This is a genomic window from Burkholderia arboris (assembly GCF_902499125.1).
In the GTDB taxonomy this organism is placed as follows: Bacteria; Pseudomonadota; Gammaproteobacteria; order Burkholderiales; family Burkholderiaceae; genus Burkholderia; species Burkholderia arboris.
In genome coordinates this window covers 18614-35313 of the sequence record NZ_CABVPX010000015.1, presented here as the reverse complement: position 1 = coordinate 35313, position 16700 = coordinate 18614, and the positions used below count along the sequence as shown (strand labels likewise).

The following is a 16700-nucleotide window of genomic DNA, read 5'->3' as shown; positions in this document are numbered from 1 at the left end:
CCGCGGTGAACGGGAAGCCGACGCCGGGCAGGGCGGCCCGGCGCGCACCGTGCGAATCCGGTCGGGTATCGATTACCTCGCGGATTGAAGGATTCCGGTCGAATGGGCGGTGATTCGCGTCAATCATTGTCAAATCGCCGCCGCTGACCGGGCGGCGCGTGCACAATGCGCGAAAGCGCTCGCGTGCCAGTCTGCGCGGGGGCGTAGCCGGCGCGAACAGGGAAGGCTTCCTGGCTATCCGGGAAGTCCACCGGGCAGGATCGCGGCCGAACATTGATCGGCCGTGCGGCCGTAACGGGGCGCCGGTCCGATGGCCGCGGCGCAGTGCGACACATGCCATGCGGCCGGGGGAGGGCTTCCGGTGCGTGGCGCGTGCGTCCAGAACAGTGCTGAAGAACGATATTCGACCATGGCCATTCGCTCGACCTACCTGATCCTGCCCGCCGTCGCGATGCTGTTTTCCGGCTGCGCGATGCTGTCGTCGTCGCAGGAAAGCAAGCTCACCTGCCACATTCCGCGCGCCGTCTATCCGGACACCGCGAAGCCGCTCACGCGGCCGGCGACCGTGCTTGTGCGCGCGCTGATGACGACCTCCGGCGAAGCGCAGAACGTCACCGTGACGACCAGCAGCCGCAATGCGGCAGCCGACCGTGCGGCCGTCGAAGCGATGACGCACGCAAGCTGCGTGCAGACGGGCGCGACCGCGAATCCGTTCCTGCTGACCCAGCCGTTCGTATTCGAACCGCAACGCAGCCAGTGACGCGCGCGGCGCAGGTCAGCGATTCATTCGTTGTATGGATGGGCTTTTCGGGGCGTCCGTCGTTCGAACGCGGCGTCGTTACGTCCGATGATTCCCGGTGAAGCGCGCGATCATCCTGCGACGTCTTCCGCCTTCCAGTCTCCCGACTTCCCGCCGCGCTTTTCCCGCACGCTCACGTCGGTGATCACCATCCCGCGATCGACGGCCTTGCACATGTCGTAGACGGTCAGCAACCCGACCTGCACGGCCGTCAGCGCTTCCATCTCGACACCGGTCCGGCCGAACGTCTCGACCTGCACGACGCAGTGGACGCCCGGCAACGCGTCGTCGAGTTCGAACTCGACGGCCACGCGCGTCAGCGCGAGCGGGTGGCACAGCGGAATGAGATCGGCCGTGCGCTTGGCGCCCTGGATCGCCGCGATGCGCGCGACGCCGAGCACGTCGCCTTTCTTGGCCTTGCCGTCGCGGATCAATGCGAACGTGGCCGGCAGCATCCGGATCGTGCCGCGCGCGATCGCGATGCGACGGGTTTCCTGCTTGTCGCCGACGTCGACCATGTGCGCATGGCCGGCGGCATCGAAATGGGTAAGTCCTGACATGTCTTCCTCTAGTGGAGCGGAGTGCGCGCGCACGTCCCTCGATCCTGCGTCGCGATCGGCCGGGGTGCCGAGTCCCATACCGGCGCCACGAACCAATCCAGCGTCTCAACGGGCGCCTATCATAGCAGCGGCATTCGCGTCCCCGGGGGCGCAGATGACGCGCGCGCGGCACGGGACAGTCGCCGCGGCGCCGGTACAATGGCCCGAATATTCAGACCAAACGCCGCGATGCGCGCCGCTCGCGCGGGACGGCGTCGTTTTCATCCTGCCATGCGTGTGAAACAGTTGCTTGCCGTGTCGCTGTCGGCGGCGCTCGCGCTGCCGCCGGGCGGCCATGCGCAGAGCGCGTCCGCGCCACCGCTCGAGCCGGCGGCCGGCGGCTCGACGTCGATTTCCACCGTGCCGTCCGGCATCGCGACTGGCGTGTTCGGTACGTACGGCGGCGCGGAGAGCCGGTTCTCGGGCGCCGTTGGCGCATCGGCGCCGGTCGCGAGCCTGCGCGCGCCGCTGCGTGCGCTGGAACTGCCCGACCTCGGCGACGGCTCCGGCGGTTCGCTGACGCCGCGGGCCGAGCGCCGGCTCGGCGAGCGCGTGATGCGCGAAGTGCGGCGCGATCCCGATTATCTCGACGACTGGCTCGTGCGCGACTACCTGAACGCGATGGCGGCGCGGCTCGCGGCCGCGGCGGCGGCGCGCTTCATCGGCGGCTACGCGCCGGATTTCGACCTGTTTCCGGTGCGCGATCCGCAGATCAACGCGTTCTCGATGCCGGGCGGCTTCATCGGGATCAACAGCGGGCTCGTCGTCACGACGCAGACGGAGTCGGAGCTTGCGTCGGTGGTCGGCCACGAGATGGGCCACGTGCTGCAGCGGCATATCGCGCGGATGATCGGCGCGAGCGAGAAGACCGGCTACACGGCGCTCGCGACGATGCTGCTCGGCGTGCTGGCCGGTGTGCTCGCGCGCAGCGGCGATCTCGGCAGTGCCATTGCGGTGGGCGGACAGGCATACGCGGTCGACAACCAGCTGCGCTTCTCGCGTTCGGCCGAGCGCGAAGCCGATCGCGTCGGCTTCCAGCTGCTCGCGGGGGCGGGCTACGATCCGTACGGGATGCCGGGCTTCTTCGAGCGGCTCGACCGCGCGTCGATGGGCGACGCGGGCGTCCCGGCCTATGCGCGCACGCATCCGCTGACCGGCGAGCGGATCGCCGACATGGAGGATCGCGCGCGCCGCGCGCCGTACCGGCAGCCGCGCCAGTCGGCCGAATACGGGTTCGTGCGGGCACGGCTGCGCATCCTGCAGAACCGGGCGCCGACCGACATCTCGGCCGAGGCGCGCCGGATGCAGCTCGAGATCGACGATCGCACGGCGCCGAACGTCGCGGCGAACTGGTACGGCATCGCGCTCGCGAACGTGCTGCTCGCCGAATACGACGCGGCCGGCAAGGCGCTCACGTCGGCCCGCGCCGCGTTCGATGCGCGCGAGCGGCGCGAGGACGATCCGGAAACGAGTTCGCCGAGCCTCGACGTGCTGGCCGCCGACATGGCGCGCCGCGCGGGCCGGACCGACGACGCAGTCAGGCTCTCGGCGCTCGCGCAGCGGCGCTGGCCGGCGTCGCACGCGGCGATCGTCGCGCATCTGCAGGCACTGATTGCCGCGCGCCGCTTCGCCGAAGCGCAGACGCTTGCCCGCGCGCAGGCGAAGGCCGATCCCGAGCAGCCGGACTGGTGGGATTACCTCGCGAAGTCGAGCGACGGCAAGGGCGACGTGCTTGCGCGGCGCCGTGCGCTCGCGGAGAAACTCGCGCTTGACGGCGCGTGGCCGTCGGCGATCCGGCAACTGAAGGAAGCGCGCGACGCGAAGGACGTGTCGTTCTACGACCAGTCGATCATCGGCGCGCGGCTGCTGGAATTCGAGGCGCGCTACAAGGAAGAGCGCGACGACGAGAAGAACGGCCGCGGGTAGCGGCCGTCGCGCGGCGCACGCGGACGGTGCCGCGGCGGGTCAGTTGCCGCTGTCTGCCGCGTCGCGTGCGTGGCGCGCCGGGCTGGCGATGTAGCCGAACCGTGCGGGCACGTCGGCGCACGTGATATGGCCAAGCGGCAACGCGTGGCCGTCGCGCCAGCGCAGCACGGGCGGCTCGGCCTCGAAATCCGCGTGATCGGCGAACAACCCGAGATCGTGATCGTGCAGCGCCGCGACGCGCGGCGGCGTGCCGGCCGCACGAAACAGTACGCCACCCCCATCGTCGAGCCAGGCTTCGTCCGGTTCGAACGACGCGCCCGTCTGGTCGGTGAGCGTGAGCAGTCCGTCGCGCTCGGCGAGCCGCACGACCCACGGCGTATACGCGAGCTCGACGTACACGCGCTGCGGCCCGTTCTGGAAGAACCACTGGCCTTGCGCGTCGCATTCGTAGTTGCGGCCGATGAACGCGTTCAGCGCCGCATGCCGGATCGGCGAGCCGAGTTCGCCGGCCGCCTGCGCCGCGTCGTCGCGCAGCCGCCATTCGCCGCGCCGGTCGAGCAGCAGCCAGCCGGTGCAATGCGGCACGTTCGGCCATTTGGCGAGCGCCTGCCTGACGATGTCATCCATGGTCGACGAATTTCGAGCAATAGCCGAACACCCGCGCCGACAACCAGTCGAGGCGGCCGGGGAACGGCCCGGTCATGAATCCCGCGTGCCCGCCGGCTGCCGGCTGGTCAAGCTCGACGGCCGGCGACACGTCGGCCGGGCCGGGCAGCGCCGATTCGGGCAGGAACGGGTCGTTGCGGGCGTTGAGGATCAGCGTCGGCACGTCGATTGCGGGCAGCAGCGGCCGTGTCGTCGCCTTCGTCCAGTAGTCGTCGGCGTCCGCGAAGCCATGCAGCGGCGCGGTCACGACTTCGTCGAAGTCGCGCATCGTCACGGCCTGCAGCATCGCTTCGCGGTCGAACAGCCCCGGGTACTGGTCGAGCTTCGCGAGCGCCTTGCGCTTGAGCGTCTTCAGGAAGCTGCGCGTGTAGACCATCGCGAACCCCTGCGACAGCGCGCGGCCGCCCGCATGGACGTCGATCGGCGTCGAGATCGCGGCGGCGGCGTGCACGATCGACGTGTCGCTGCGATGCTCGCCGAGCCAGCGCAGCAGCACGTTGCCGCCAAGCGACACGCCGGCCGCGACGAGCGGCCCGCGATGCTGCGCGGCGAGCCGGCGCAGGATCCAGTCGACTTCGGCGCTGTCGGCGAGATGGTAGAAGCGCGGCTGGCGGTTGATTTCGCCGCTGCAACTGCGAAAGTGCGGTACGACGGCGTGCCAGCCCTTCGCGCGCGCGGCGGCCATCATCTCGAGCGCGTAGTGCGAGCCGGAACTGCCTTCGAGGCCGTGGAACAGCACGAACAGCGGCGCATCGGGCGCCGGCGCCGCACTGTCGAGATGCGCGACCCAGTCGAGATCGATGAAGTCGTGGTCGGGGGTTTCCCATCGCTCTCGCCGGTAGGCGACTACCGGACGCCGCGCGAACAGCGCGGGCACGATGGTTTGCGCATGGCTGTTCGGTAGCCAGCGCGGTGCGCGATAGCGCAGTGTGTCGTCGTCTGGGGCCGGGGCCCCGGTCAGCGGCGAGGTGGGCGGAGAAGCCGTACTCATGATCGCCCCGCGTATGCGTTGCTTCGTCTTTTCGTCAGTGCAGCGGGCCCTGACCATGACGGATTTTGGCGGCGAACTGCCCGGCCGCCTGTTCGGGAATCGGGCTCGCGTGGATGTGCGCGATGCGCCATTCGCCGCGTTCGTGAATCATCACGTACGTCGCGAAAACCATGTCGGGTTCGGCCGTCAGGTCGGCCTGCTGATGCGCTTCGGCGATCGTATAGACGACCGTGCCGAGGCTGTCGTACACGCGGATGTCGAGCGGCTCGATCGTCACGGGGCGCGTGGCGAGCCGGTTCGCGAGCCCGCTGCGAATCTGGTCGAGGCCGTGCAGATGCTCGCCGTCCGCCCATACGCAGCTGGCGAAATCCTCGTCGATCCACAACGCCAGCAGCGCGTCGAGATTGGCATCCGCGACGGCCTGGTAGTAGGCGTTCAGCGTATCGGCAGCGGCTTCGAAAAGGCGGGCAAAACGTGGCATCGGGGTTGTCTCTCGCGCGCGTCGCGCGCCGTATTCAGCACGGCGGCCCGCAAGGAGCCGCCGCACACCGGTGAATCGGATTGCCCGGCGCGCCGTGCGACGCTGCCGGTCAGGGTCAGCGCTGCCCGACGAGCATGCCGCGCAAATCGCCGAATACCTGCTCGGGACCGAGTTCGCGCAGGCACTTCAGGTGGCCGAGCGGGCACTCGCGTTCGAAGCAGGGACTGCATTCGAGATGCAGCCATTGTACCTTCGCCAGGTCCGACAGCGGAGGGGTGTGGCGCGGATCGGTCGATCCGTACAGCGCGACGAGCGGCCGGCGCAGCGCGGCGGCGACGTGCATCAGCCCCGAATCGTTGGTGACGACCGCGTTCGCGCGCGCGATCAGCGCACACGCCTCGGACAGCGACGTCTGTCCGCACAGGTTGCGCACGTTCGGCGCATGGTCGGCGATCGCCTGCGCGGCTGCCGCGTCCTTCTGCGAGCCGAGCGCGACGATCTGCGTATACGGGAACGACTGATGAACGATCGTCGCGAGCGCCGCGAAGTGCTCGGGCGGCCAGCGCTTGGCCGGGCCGTATTCGGCGCCCGGGCAGAACACGACGAGCGGCTTGCGCGTATCGAGATTGAAACGTGCGGACACGCGCGCCGTCTCGTTCAGGTCGGCGTCGAGGCGCGGCGCGGGCAGCGTCTTCATCGACTCGGGCAGCTTCGCGCCCGGCGCGTAGGCAAGTGCCGCGTAGTGGGTCGTCATCGGCGGCCGCTCGCCCGACTTGGTCGGATTCGCGTGCCGCACGTTCAGCAGCCCGTAGCGGTGCTCGCCCGTGTAGCCGATCCGCAGCGGGATGTTCGCGAGCCACGGGATCACCGCGGACTTCAGCGAATTCGGCAGCACGTACGCCGCGTCGTAGCCGACGTCGCGCAGGTCGCTCGCGAGCTGCCAGCGGCGCAGCAGCTGCAGCTTGCCATGCGCGAGATCGGTCGCGTAGACATCGTGGATCTCAGGCATCCGCTCGAGCACGGGCGCGACCCACGAGGGCGCGACGGCATCGATTGCGATGCGGGGATGGAGCTTTTTCAGCAGCGCAAAAAGCGGCTGCGCCATCAATGCGTCACCGATCCAATTCGGTGCGATAACCAGCGCTCGACGCATCAGGTCGACTTCCGATGTCGTAATGAAGCGCGGCGCATGGGCGCCGCGTTCGGGTTGCCAGAATGGGGAAGGGCGGCGCGCCGGATTTCCGGCTGCGCCGCCTTGCGAGTCGGCGGGCCCGCGGGCCCGGCCGCCCGGGCTCAGTGGCCCTTGACGACCTCGCCGTCGCGCAGCTTGTAGCGCGTGCCGCAGTACGGGCAGCGCGCTTCGCCGTGCGACACGTCGATGAAGACGCGCGGGTGCGCGCTCCAGCGTGCCATGGCCGGGTTCGGGCAGTAGGCGGGAAGATCCTTGGCCGTCAGCTCGACCAGCGGCATTTCCTTGATTTCACTCATGAGACTTTCTCTTATCACTCTTTTGTGGGGCGGTCGGGGCGCGGCGCGCTCAGACCTTCGTCAGCCAGTGCGCGTACTTCGCGTTCTTGCCCGACACGATATCGAAAAACGCCGACTGGAGCTTTTCCGTGACGGGGCCGCGCGCACCGCTGCCGATCGTGCGGTTGTCGAGTTCGCGGATCGGCGTGACTTCGGCGGCGGTGCCGGTGAAGAACGCCTCGTCGGCCGTGTAGACCTCGTCGCGCGTGATGCGCTTCTCGATCACTTCGATGCCGGCGTCCTTCGCGAGCGTGATGATCGTGTCGCGCGTGATGCCGTCGAGGCACGACGACAGGTCGGGCGTGTACAGCTTGCCGTTGTTCACGAGGAAGAAGTTCTCGCCCGAGCCTTCCGACACGTAGCCGTCGACGTCGAGCAGCAGCGCTTCGTCGTAGCCGTCGGCGGTCGCTTCCTGGTTCGCCAGGATCGAGTTCACGTACCAGCCCGACGCCTTCGCGCGCACCATCGACACGTTCACGTGGTGGCGCGTGAACGACGACGTCTTCACGCGGATGCCCTTCGCGAGGCCGTCTTCGCCGAGGTACGCGCCCCACGGCCATGCGGCGATCGCGACGTGGATCGTGTTGCCCTTCGCGGCCACGCCGAGCTTTTCCGAGCCGACCCAGATGATCGGGCGCAGGTAGCCCGACTCGAGCTTGTTCTCGCGCACGACTTCGAGTTGCGCGGCTTCGAGCGTCTCGCGGTCGAACGGCACGTCCATCTGGAAGATCTTCGCCGAATTCAGCAGACGTTTGGTGTGCTCGGGCAGGCGGAAGATCGAGGTGCTGCCGTCGGCCGCCTTGTACGCGCGCACGCCCTCGAAGACGCCCATGCCGTAGTGCAGCGTATGGGTCAGGACGTGGATCTTGGCGTCGCGCCAGTCGATCAGCTTGCCGTCCATCCAGATCTTGCCGTCGCGGTCGGCCATTGACATAGATTTCTCCTGGGATGCGGTTGTATGCAGCGTTGAGCCGGAAAGACGCTTATTTTAGCGTCATTTGGCGGCGATCCGGTCGGTCGGCGCGGGGCCGGCGCTATAATCGTCCGGTACCGATTCCAATAACGATGGGACGTACCGGCAGGAGGCGCCGGCGCCCCGACGAACCGCCCGCTGCGGCCCGCTCTCCCATGCTCGCTCGATTGTCCGCCACCGACCGCTTTGCGCTGATCCAGGGCGCGCGCGACTATTCCCCGACATTGATGGCGATCCTGTCCTGGGGCCTCGTCACCGGCATCGCGATGAGCAAGTCGGTCATGACGCTCGGGCAGGCGAGCGCGATGTCGATCTTCGTCTACGCGGGCTCGTCGCAGCTCGCGGTGCTGCCGCTCCTCGCGGCGAAGCTGCCGATCTGGACCGTGCTGCTCACGGCCGCGATGGTCAACATGCGCTTCGTGATCTTCAGCGCCGGGCTTGCCCCCCATTTTTCCTACCTGCCGCTGTGGCGGCGCCTCGCGATCGGCTATTTCAACGGCGACGTGATCTACCTGCTGTTTCAGAAACAGGGCTTTGCCTACGGCCACGTGCCGGGCAAGGAAGCGTATTTCTGGGGGATGGCGCTCGCGAGCTGGGTGTCGTGGCAGGTGTCGTCGCTCGCCGGCATCCTGCTCGCGAGCTTCTTCCCGGCAAGCTGGGGGCTGGAACTGGCCGGCACGCTCGCGCTGATCCCGATCATGGTGTCGGCGGTCGCGAACCGCTCGACGCTCGCGGCCGTCGCGGTCGCGGGCATCGTGTCGCTCGTTGCTTTCGACCTGCCGTACCGGCTCGCGCTGCCGCTCGCGGTGCTCGCCGCGCTCGCGGCCGGCTGCACGGCCGACTTCTTCGTCGAACGGGCCGACTGGCGGCGCATCCGCACCGAAACCGTGCACGAAAAGGAAATCGAATGAGCGCGACGGAGATCTGGATCGTCATCATCGGGATGACGGTCGTCACGGCCGTCACGCGCGCGCTGTTCCTGATCGGCGGCGAGCGCACCGTGCTGCCCGAACGTGCGCAGCGCGCGCTGCGCTACGCGCCGGCCGCCGCGCTGGTCGCCGTCGTGCTGCCCGACGTGCTCGAAACGCCGGCCGGGCTGTCGTTCGCGCTGACCAACCATCCGTTCTACGCGGCGCTCGCCGGCCTCGGCTGGTTCTTGTGGCGGCGCAGCATGCTCGGCACGATCGTCGTCGGGATGCTCGTGTTCACCGCGCTGCGCCTGGTCTTCTGATGGGCTGCCGCTCCGGCCCGCCGGGCGCCGGCCGTCCGCGCACCTGCATTGCTGCGTTGCGGCAATGTGTCCGTTGCCGCGCGCGATCCCAAATAGGCGGAATTCGCCGCCCGCGGGTCAGTCTGCCGGGTGGATCGGCTAGAATGCCCGTTCGAGATTTTTTACCCGTGCGCGTCATGCGAACCGCCAGCCACGGCCGCATCCGGCGCCCTTTCGCGGCAGCCCGCGCACATCCAGCGTGAATCCCCTTTCCCCATCCACTACTTCAATTTGTCCAACATGAGCCAAGTCAAGCGTCTTACCGACCTGATCGCCGCCGGCCAGCTCGCCGGCAAGCGGGTGTTCATCCGCGCCGACCTGAACGTCCCGCAGGACGACCAGGGCAACATCACCGAAGACACGCGCGTGCGCGCGTCCGTGCCGGCCATCCAGGCCGCGCTCGACGCCGGCGCGGCCGTGATGGTCACGTCGCACCTCGGCCGTCCGACCGAAGGCGAATTCAAGCCGGAAGACTCGCTCGCGCCGGTCGCGAAGCGCCTCGCCGAGCTGCTCGGCCGTGACGTGCCGCTGGTGTCGAACTGGGTCGAGAACGGCGTGAACGTCGCGCCGGGCCAGGTCGTGCTGCTCGAGAACTGCCGCGTCAACAAGGGCGAGAAGAAGAATTCGGACGAGCTCGCCCAGAAGATGGCGAAGCTCTGCGACGTGTACGTGAACGACGCATTCGGCACCGCACACCGCGCGGAAGCGACCACCCACGGGATCGCGAAGTACGCGCCGGTCGCGTGCGCGGGCCCGCTGCTGGCCGCCGAACTCGATGCGCTCGGCAAGGCGCTCGGCAACCCGGCACGCCCGCTGGTGGCGATCGTCGCCGGTTCGAAGGTGTCGACCAAGCTGACCATCCTGAAGTCGCTGGCCGGCAAGGTCGACCAGCTGATCGTCGGCGGCGGCATCGCCAACACGTTCATGCTCGCGGCCGGCCTGCGGATCGGCAAGTCGCTCGCGGAAGCCGACCTCGTCAACGAGGCGAAGGCGATCATCGACGAAGCGCGCGAGCGCGGCGCGTCGGTGCCGATCCCGACCGACGTCGTCACCGCGAAGGAATTCTCGCCGACGGCCGTGGCCACGGTGAAGCAGGTCGCCGACATCGAAGCGGACGACATGATCCTCGACATCGGCCCGGATACCGCCAAGGCGCTCGCGAGCCAGCTCGAGAAGGCCGGCACGATCGTGTGGAACGGCCCGGTCGGCGTGTTCGAGTTCGACCAGTTCGGCAACGGCACCAAGACGCTCGCCGAAGCGATCGCCAAATCGTCCGCGTTCTCGATCGCAGGCGGCGGCGACACGCTCGCGGCCATCGCGAAGTACGGCATCCACGATCAGGTCAGCTACATCTCGACGGGCGGCGGCGCCTTCCTCGAGTTCCTCGAGGGGAAGAAGCTGCCGGCGGTGGAAGTGCTCGAAACGCGGGCGGCCTGAGCGTGGCGGCGCGCGCAGGGGTGACGAAGGCCGTGCGCTCCGCGAAAGCGGAGCAGCCGGCCGGCGCGGGCAAGCGCAAACGCGCGCCCGCGCGGGCGAACACCGCCCCGCGCGCACCGGCGGCTGCCGGCGACGCGGCCGCACAGCACCACGAGATTCAGAACAAAGCGATGCCGGGCGCAAGCACCGGCACGCCCCCCGGAACGGCCGCCGCTGGGCCTGCCGCTTCCGGCTCTCGCAGCGTTTCACCCAGCGCATCCACCTTGATCCAGATGAGGAGTTTCATGCAGCGCGCCACCAAGATAGTCGCCACGATCGGCCCGGCTTCCAGTTCGCCGGAGATTCTGCTGCAGATGATGCAGGCGGGCCTCGACGTCGTGCGGCTCAATTTTTCGCACGGCACGGCCGACGATCACCGCCAGCGCGCCGAGATGGTGCGCGAGGCCGCCCGCAAGGTTGGCCGCGAGATCGCGATCATGGCCGACCTCCAGGGCCCGAAGATCCGCGTCGGCAAGTTCGAGAACGGCAAGACCACGCTCGTGCCGGGGCAGCCGTTCATCCTCGACGCCGCCTGCGAACTCGGCAACGACGAGCGTGTCGGCCTCGACTACAAGGAACTGCCGCGCGACCTGCGCCCGGGCGACCTGCTGTTGCTGAACGACGGCCTGATCGTGCTGACCGTCGAGCGCGTGCTCGGCGACGAGATCCACACGACCGTCAAGGTGGGCGGCGAGCTGTCGAACAACAAGGGGATCAACCGCCAGGGCGGCGGCCTGTCGGCGCCGGCGCTGACCGCGAAGGACATGGAAGACATCCGCACCGCGATGTCGCTCGGCGCGGACCTCGTCGCGGTGTCGTTCCCGAAGAACGCGACCGACATGGAAATGGCGCGTCAGCTCGCGAACATCGCGGGCGCGCCTTACGGCATCAAGCCGAAGATGATCGCGAAGATCGAGCGCGCGGAAGCGATCCCGGCGCTGCAGAGCATCCTCGACGCGTCCGACGGCATCATGGTCGCGCGCGGCGACCTCGCGGTGGAAGTGGGCAACGCGGCCGTGCCGGCGCTGCAGAAGCGGATGATCCGGATGGCGCGCGAGTCGAACAAGCTCGTGATCACCGCGACGCAGATGATGGAATCGATGATCCATGCTCCCGTGCCGACCCGCGCGGAAGTGTCGGACGTCGCGAACGCGGTGCTCGACGGCACCGACGCGGTGATGCTGTCGGCCGAGACGGCCGCCGGCAAGTACCCGGTCGTCACGATCGAGACGATGGCGGCCGTCTGCGTCGAAGCGGAAAAGTCGGAACACGTCGAGCTCGACAAGGATTTCCTCGACCGCACGTTCACGCGGATCGACCAGTCGATCGCGATGGGCGCGCTGTTCACCGCGTACCACCTCGGCGCGAAGGCCATCATCGCGCTGACCGAATCGGGCGCGACCGCGCTGTGGATGTCGCGTCACTACACGCACGTGCCGATCTTCGCACTGACGCCGCGCGTCGGCAGCGAGCGCACGATGGCGCTGTACCGCAACGTGACGCCGCTGCACGTCGACTTCAACAGCGACCGCGATTCGGCGCTGCAGGCCGCGCTCGAGATCGTCGTCAAGCAGGGCTATGTGCAGCACGGCGACATGGTCGTGCTGACGGTCGGCGAGCCGATGGGGCAGGCGGGCGGCACCAACACGCTGAAGATCGTGCGGGTCGGCGAGCACTATTGAGCGCCGACTGAGCATCGGGCCGGCCTGCGGGCCGGCCGTCCGGATCGGCTGAAAATGGATCCGGCACCGTTTTTCACGCAAAAGCCGCGTGGGGTCCGAAGCCCCGCGCGGCTTTTTTTCTTCTTTTTGCCCGCATTGTGCCGTGCGAACGTAACAAATTGCGAGTCGGCGCCACCAGGCGGTCGGAATCGGAGGCGCTTCGCGATAAAATGCGGCTATTCGACGCTCAGCCGCGCCGCGCCACCCCGGTCCAAACGGGGGCGGATGCCGCGCCGGCGTCAGGGCGCACCGGTTTTCATTCCAAGGAGTTCCACAATGCCTCTCGTATCAATGCGTCAATTGCTGGACCACGCGGCAGAGCAAGGTTATGGCCTGCCGGCCTTCAACGTGAACAACCTGGAGCAGGTCCAGGCGATCATGGCGGCGGCGGACCAGGTCGGCGCGCCCGTGATCATGCAGGCATCGGCCGGCGCGCGTAAGTACGCGGGCGAGCCGTTCCTGCGCCACCTGATCGAAGCAGCAGTCGAGTCGTACCCGCACATCCCGGTCGTGATGCACCAGGATCACGGCCAGTCGCCGGCAGTCTGCATGGGCGCGATCCGCAGCGGCTTCACGAGCGTGATGATGGACGGTTCGCTCGAAGCCGACGGCAAGACGGTCGCGTCGTACGAGTACAACGTCGACGTGTCGCGCAAGGTCGTCGAGATGGCGCACTCGATCGGCGTGACGGTCGAAGCCGAACTCGGCGTGCTCGGCTCGCTCGAGACGATGAAGGGCGACAAGGAAGACGGCCACGGCGCGGAAGGCACGATGACCCGCGAGCAGCTGCTGACCGATCCGGAGCAGGCCGCCGACTTCGTGAAGCTCACGCAGTGCGACGCGCTCGCGATCGCGATCGGCACGTCGCACGGCGCGTACAAGTTCTCGAAGAAGCCGACGGGCGACATCCTGTCGATCCAGCGCATCAAGGAAATCCACGCGCGCATCCCGAACACGCACCTGGTGATGCACGGCTCGTCGTCGGTGCCGCAGGAGCTGCTGGCCGAGATCCGCGAATTCGGCGGCGACATGAAGGAAACCTACGGCGTGCCGGTCGAGGAAATCCAGGAAGGCATCAAGCACGGCGTGCGCAAGATCAACATCGACACCGACCTGCGTCTCGCGATCACCGGTGCGATCCGCCGCTACCTGTTCGAGAACCCGGGCAAGTTCGATCCGCGCGACTACCTGAAGCCCGCGCGCGAAGCGGCGAAGCAGGTTTGCGTCGACCGCTACCTCGCGTTCGGCTGCGAAGGCCAGGCCGGCAAGATCAAGCCGGTGTCGCTCGACAAGATCGCCGAGCAGTACAAGTCGGGCGCGCTTGCGCAGGTCGTGCGCTGAGACTGTAGTACGATTGCCCCGCCGCAAGGCCGGGGCTGGCCGCCCGGTTGCCGGATCTGATCCGGCCCCGGCAGCCGTTCCGTCCGGCCGAACGAGGGCCGGCCGGCAACCGCCGGGCGTTGTCGCCCGCCGGTTCGCCGACGTATTGCAAGACCGCCGTTCCCGCCTGCCGCGGGGAACGGCGTTTCCCTTTTTGTTTGGCTCCTTATCTGCGAAAAGACGATGTCTACCCTTTACGAATCCACGCTCCGCTCGCTGCCGCTCCTCGGTCGCGGCAAGGTCCGCGATAACTACGCGGTCGGCAACGACAAGCTCCTGATCGTCACGACCGACCGTCTGTCGGCATTCGACGTGGTGATGGGCGAGCCGATTCCGAACAAGGGCCGCGTGCTGAACCAGATGGCGAACTTCTGGTTCGACAAGCTCGCGCACATCGTGCCGAACCACCTGACGGGCGACGCGCCGGAAGCAGTCGTCGCGGCCGACGAGGTCGAGCAGGTGAAGGGCCGCGGCGTGGTCGTCAAGCGCCTCGAGCCGATCATGATCGAAGCGGTCGTGCGCGGCTACCTGGCGGGCAGCGGCTGGAAGGAGTACCAGGCGTCGGGCGCCGTATGCGGCGTGCAGCTGCCGGAAGGCCTGCAGAATGCGCAGAAGCTGCCCGAGCCGATTTTCACGCCGGCCGCGAAGGCCGAGATGGGCGAGCACGACGAGAACATCACGTTCGAGGAAACCGAGCGCCGCATCGGCACCGAGCTGGCCGCGACGATCCGCGACATCTCGATCAAGCTGTACAAGGAAGCGGCCGATTATGCGGCGACGCGCGGCATCATCATCGCCGACACGAAGTTCGAATTCGGCCTCGACAACCACGGCAAGCTGTACCTGATGGACGAAGTGCTGACGGCCGATTCGTCGCGCTTCTGGCCGGCCGACCAGTACGAAGTCGGCACGAACCCGCCGTCGTTCGACAAGCAGTTCGTGCGCGATTGGCTCGAGGCGCAGCCGTGGGGCAAGACGGCGCCGGCGCCGGCGCTGCCGGCCGACGTCGTCGAGAAGACGGCCGCGAAGTACCAGGAAGCGCTCGAGCGCATCACGGGCCAGTCGCTCGCCTGATCGAGGAAAGGAAGACATGAGCGAAGTCCAGACTGCCCACACGCACAGCGCGCCGCTCATCGGCGTGCTGATGGGTTCGAGTTCCGACTGGGACGTGATGAAGCACGCGGTCGCGATCCTGCAGGAATTCGGCGTACCGTACGAAGCGAAAGTCGTGTCCGCACACCGGATGCCCGACGAGATGTTCGACTATGCGGAGAAGGCGCGCGAGCGCGGGCTGCGCGCGATCATCGCGGGCGCCGGCGGCGCCGCGCACCTGCCCGGCATGCTGGCCGCGAAGACCACGGTGCCGGTGCTCGGTGTGCCGGTCGCGAGCAAGTATCTGAAGGGCGTCGATTCGCTGCACTCGATCGTGCAGATGCCGAAGGGCGTGCCCGTCGCGACGTTCGCGATCGGTGAGGCCGGCGCGGCCAATGCCGCGCTGTTCGCCGTGTCGATCCTGTCCGGCAACTCGGTCGACTATGCGAACCGGCTCGCCGCGTTCCGCGTGCGCCAGAACGAAGCCGCGCACGCGATGGTGCTGCCGCCGCTGGAATGACGGCGCACCGGCGGCCGCGCGTCGCGGCTGCCTGACCTCCCCACTGCGGCGGGCAGCGCCCGCCGCGACCGACCACTGACATGACCGCAACTCCTGATTCCGTTTCCCCGATCCTGCCCGGCGCGTGGCTGGGCATGGTCGGCGGTGGCCAGCTCGGCCGCATGTTCTGCTTTGCCGCCCAGTCGATGGGCTATCGCGTCGCCGTGCTCGATCCCGATCCGACGAGCCCCGCCGGCGCGGTTGCCGACCGCCACCTGCGCGCCGCGTACGACGACGAGGCCGCGCTCGCGGAACTGGCCGACCTGTGCGACGCCGTGTCGACGGAGTTCGAGAACGTGCCGGCCGCGAGCCTCGATTTCCTCGCGCGCACGACGTTCGTCGCGCCGGCCGGCCGCTGCGTCGCGGTCGCGCAGGACCGGATCGCGGAGAAGCGCTTCATCGAGGCGTCGGGCGTGCCCGTTGCGCCGCACGTCGTGATCGAATCGTCGGCGGCACTTGCCGCGCTCGACGATGCCGCGCTCGACGCGGTGCTGCCGGGCATCCTGAAGACGGCGCGTCTCGGCTACGACGGCAAGGGCCAGGTGCGTGTGAGCACCGTGCAGGAAGCGCGCGATGCGCATGCCGCGCTCGGCGGCGTGCCGTGCGTGCTCGAGAAGCGCCTGCCGCTGAAATACGAAGTGTCGGCGCTGATCGCGCGCGGTGCGGACGGCCGCTCGGCCGCCTTCCCGCTCGCGCAGAACGCGCACCACAACGGCATCCTCGCGCTGACGGTCGTGCCGGCGCCGGCCGCCGATGCCGCGCGTGTCGCAGAGGCGCAGCAGGCCGCCGTGCGGATTGCCGATACGCTCGGCTACGTCGGCGTGCTGTGCGTCGAATTCTTCGTGCTGGAAGACGGCTCGTTCGTCGCGAACGAAATGGCGCCGCGCCCGCACAACTCCGGCCACTACACGGTCGATGCGTGCGCAACGAGCCAGTTCGAGCAGCAGGTGCGCGCGATGACGCGCATGCCGCTCGGCAACCCGCGCCAGCATTCGCCGGCCGCGATGCTGAACATCCTCGGCGACGTGTGGTTCCCGAACGGTGCGGCGGCCGATGCCGTCACGCCGCCGTGGGACACGGTCGCGGCGATGCCGACTGCGCACCTGCACCTGTACGGCAAGGAGGACGCGCGCGTCGGCCGCAAGATGGGCCACGTGAACTTCACTGCGCAGACGCGCGACGAAGCCGTTGCCGCCGCCACCGCATGCGCGCAGCTGCTGCGCGTGCCGCTCGACTGAGG

18 protein-coding genes are annotated in these 16700 nt (G+C 68.4%); 10 read left to right on the top strand and 8 right to left on the bottom strand.

Annotated features, from left to right (window positions below; all coding sequences use genetic code 11):
• Positions 1-409: 409 nt before the first annotated feature.
• Positions 410-760 carry a TonB family protein gene (locus BLA15945_RS19185; RefSeq protein WP_059233298.1) on the top strand — a complete coding sequence of 117 codons (351 nt, stop codon included), beginning with the start codon at positions 410-412 and terminating at the stop codon, positions 758-760.
• A gap of 110 nt (positions 761-870) precedes the next feature.
• Here BLA15945_RS19185 and moaC read toward each other — a convergent pair whose 3' ends face one another.
• The gene (moaC, locus tag BLA15945_RS19180; RefSeq protein ID WP_059233299.1) at positions 871-1359 is read right to left on the bottom strand and encodes a cyclic pyranopterin monophosphate synthase MoaC; all 489 of its coding nucleotides are present in this window, start codon (positions 1357-1359) and stop codon (positions 871-873) included.
• 270 nt (positions 1360-1629) lie between these two features.
• Here moaC and BLA15945_RS19175 point away from each other — a divergent pair, with 270 nt between their 5' ends.
• Positions 1630-3324 carry a M48 family metalloprotease gene (locus BLA15945_RS19175; protein ID WP_059233300.1) on the top strand — a complete coding sequence of 565 codons (1695 nt, stop codon included), beginning with the start codon at positions 1630-1632 and terminating at the stop codon, positions 3322-3324.
• A gap of 39 nt (positions 3325-3363) precedes the next feature.
• Here BLA15945_RS19175 and BLA15945_RS19170 read toward each other — a convergent pair whose 3' ends face one another.
• The 6 genes from BLA15945_RS19170 to BLA15945_RS19145 all read right to left on the bottom strand — a co-directional run bounded on the left by BLA15945_RS19170 (position 3364) and on the right by BLA15945_RS19145 (position 7923).
• Positions 3364-3951, bottom strand: a complete 588-nt coding sequence (locus BLA15945_RS19170; RefSeq protein ID WP_174993148.1) for a DUF2946 family protein — start codon at positions 3949-3951, stop codon at positions 3364-3366.
• The gene (locus BLA15945_RS19165; protein WP_059233302.1) at positions 3944-4981 is read right to left on the bottom strand and encodes a hydrolase; all 1038 of its coding nucleotides are present in this window, start codon (positions 4979-4981) and stop codon (positions 3944-3946) included. The genes BLA15945_RS19170 and BLA15945_RS19165 overlap by 8 nt, the downstream gene beginning before the upstream one ends.
• Before the next feature lie 34 nt (positions 4982-5015).
• Positions 5016-5462 (bottom strand): nuclear transport factor 2 family protein, encoded by a 447-nt coding sequence (locus BLA15945_RS19160; protein ID WP_034178922.1) that lies wholly within the window; start codon positions 5460-5462, stop codon positions 5016-5018.
• Positions 5463-5577: 115 nt separating this feature from the next.
• Entirely contained in the window at positions 5578-6615 is a 1038-nt protein-coding gene (waaF, locus tag BLA15945_RS19155) for a lipopolysaccharide heptosyltransferase II (RefSeq protein WP_059233303.1), read from the bottom strand.
• A gap of 140 nt (positions 6616-6755) precedes the next feature.
• Positions 6756-6950, bottom strand: a complete 195-nt coding sequence (locus BLA15945_RS19150; protein WP_006749970.1) for a zinc-finger domain-containing protein — start codon at positions 6948-6950, stop codon at positions 6756-6758.
• A gap of 49 nt (positions 6951-6999) precedes the next feature.
• Complete coding sequence (locus tag BLA15945_RS19145) at positions 7000-7923, bottom strand: branched-chain amino acid transaminase (protein WP_059233304.1); 924 nt, start codon at positions 7921-7923, stop codon at positions 7000-7002.
• A gap of 194 nt (positions 7924-8117) precedes the next feature.
• Between BLA15945_RS19145 and BLA15945_RS19140 the strand changes: the two genes are divergently transcribed.
• The 3 genes from BLA15945_RS19140 to BLA15945_RS19130 all read left to right on the top strand — a co-directional run bounded on the left by BLA15945_RS19140 (position 8118) and on the right by BLA15945_RS19130 (position 10669).
• Positions 8118-8873, top strand: a complete 756-nt coding sequence (locus tag BLA15945_RS19140) for an AzlC family ABC transporter permease (protein ID WP_059233305.1) — start codon at positions 8118-8120, stop codon at positions 8871-8873.
• Entirely contained in the window at positions 8870-9193 is a 324-nt protein-coding gene (locus BLA15945_RS19135) for an AzlD domain-containing protein (RefSeq protein WP_059233306.1), read from the top strand. The genes BLA15945_RS19140 and BLA15945_RS19135 overlap by 4 nt, the downstream gene beginning before the upstream one ends.
• 279 nt (positions 9194-9472) lie before the next feature.
• The gene (locus BLA15945_RS19130; RefSeq protein ID WP_174993147.1) at positions 9473-10669 is read left to right on the top strand and encodes a phosphoglycerate kinase; all 1197 of its coding nucleotides are present in this window, start codon (positions 9473-9475) and stop codon (positions 10667-10669) included.
• Between the two features lie 157 nt (positions 10670-10826).
• Here the strand turns inward: BLA15945_RS19130 and BLA15945_RS37865 are convergent, their stop codons facing one another.
• Complete coding sequence (locus BLA15945_RS37865) at positions 10827-10955, bottom strand: hypothetical protein (protein ID WP_021164118.1); 129 nt, start codon at positions 10953-10955, stop codon at positions 10827-10829.
• Here BLA15945_RS37865 and pyk point away from each other — a divergent pair.
• From pyk to BLA15945_RS19105, 5 genes are all read left to right on the top strand, one after another.
• Positions 10954-12390 (top strand): pyruvate kinase, encoded by a 1437-nt coding sequence (gene pyk, locus BLA15945_RS19125; protein ID WP_174993146.1) that lies wholly within the window; start codon positions 10954-10956, stop codon positions 12388-12390. The two genes, BLA15945_RS37865 and pyk, sit on opposite strands and share 2 nt — an antisense overlap.
• A 315-nt stretch (positions 12391-12705) precedes the next feature.
• Entirely contained in the window at positions 12706-13770 is a 1065-nt protein-coding gene (fba, locus tag BLA15945_RS19120) for a class II fructose-bisphosphate aldolase (RefSeq protein ID WP_059233308.1), read from the top strand.
• 222 nt (positions 13771-13992) lie between these two features.
• Positions 13993-14883: a phosphoribosylaminoimidazolesuccinocarboxamide synthase gene (locus BLA15945_RS19115; protein ID WP_039360621.1), complete on the top strand. Its 891-nt coding sequence runs from the start codon at positions 13993-13995 to the stop codon at positions 14881-14883.
• Between the two features lie 16 nt (positions 14884-14899).
• Positions 14900-15421 carry a 5-(carboxyamino)imidazole ribonucleotide mutase gene (gene purE, locus BLA15945_RS19110; RefSeq protein WP_050014544.1) on the top strand — a complete coding sequence of 174 codons (522 nt, stop codon included), beginning with the start codon at positions 14900-14902 and terminating at the stop codon, positions 15419-15421.
• Between the two features lie 80 nt (positions 15422-15501).
• Positions 15502-16698, top strand: coding sequence for a 5-(carboxyamino)imidazole ribonucleotide synthase (locus BLA15945_RS19105; RefSeq protein ID WP_059233309.1), 1197 nt, complete (start codon positions 15502-15504; stop codon positions 16696-16698).
• Positions 16699-16700 lie beyond the last annotated feature (2 nt).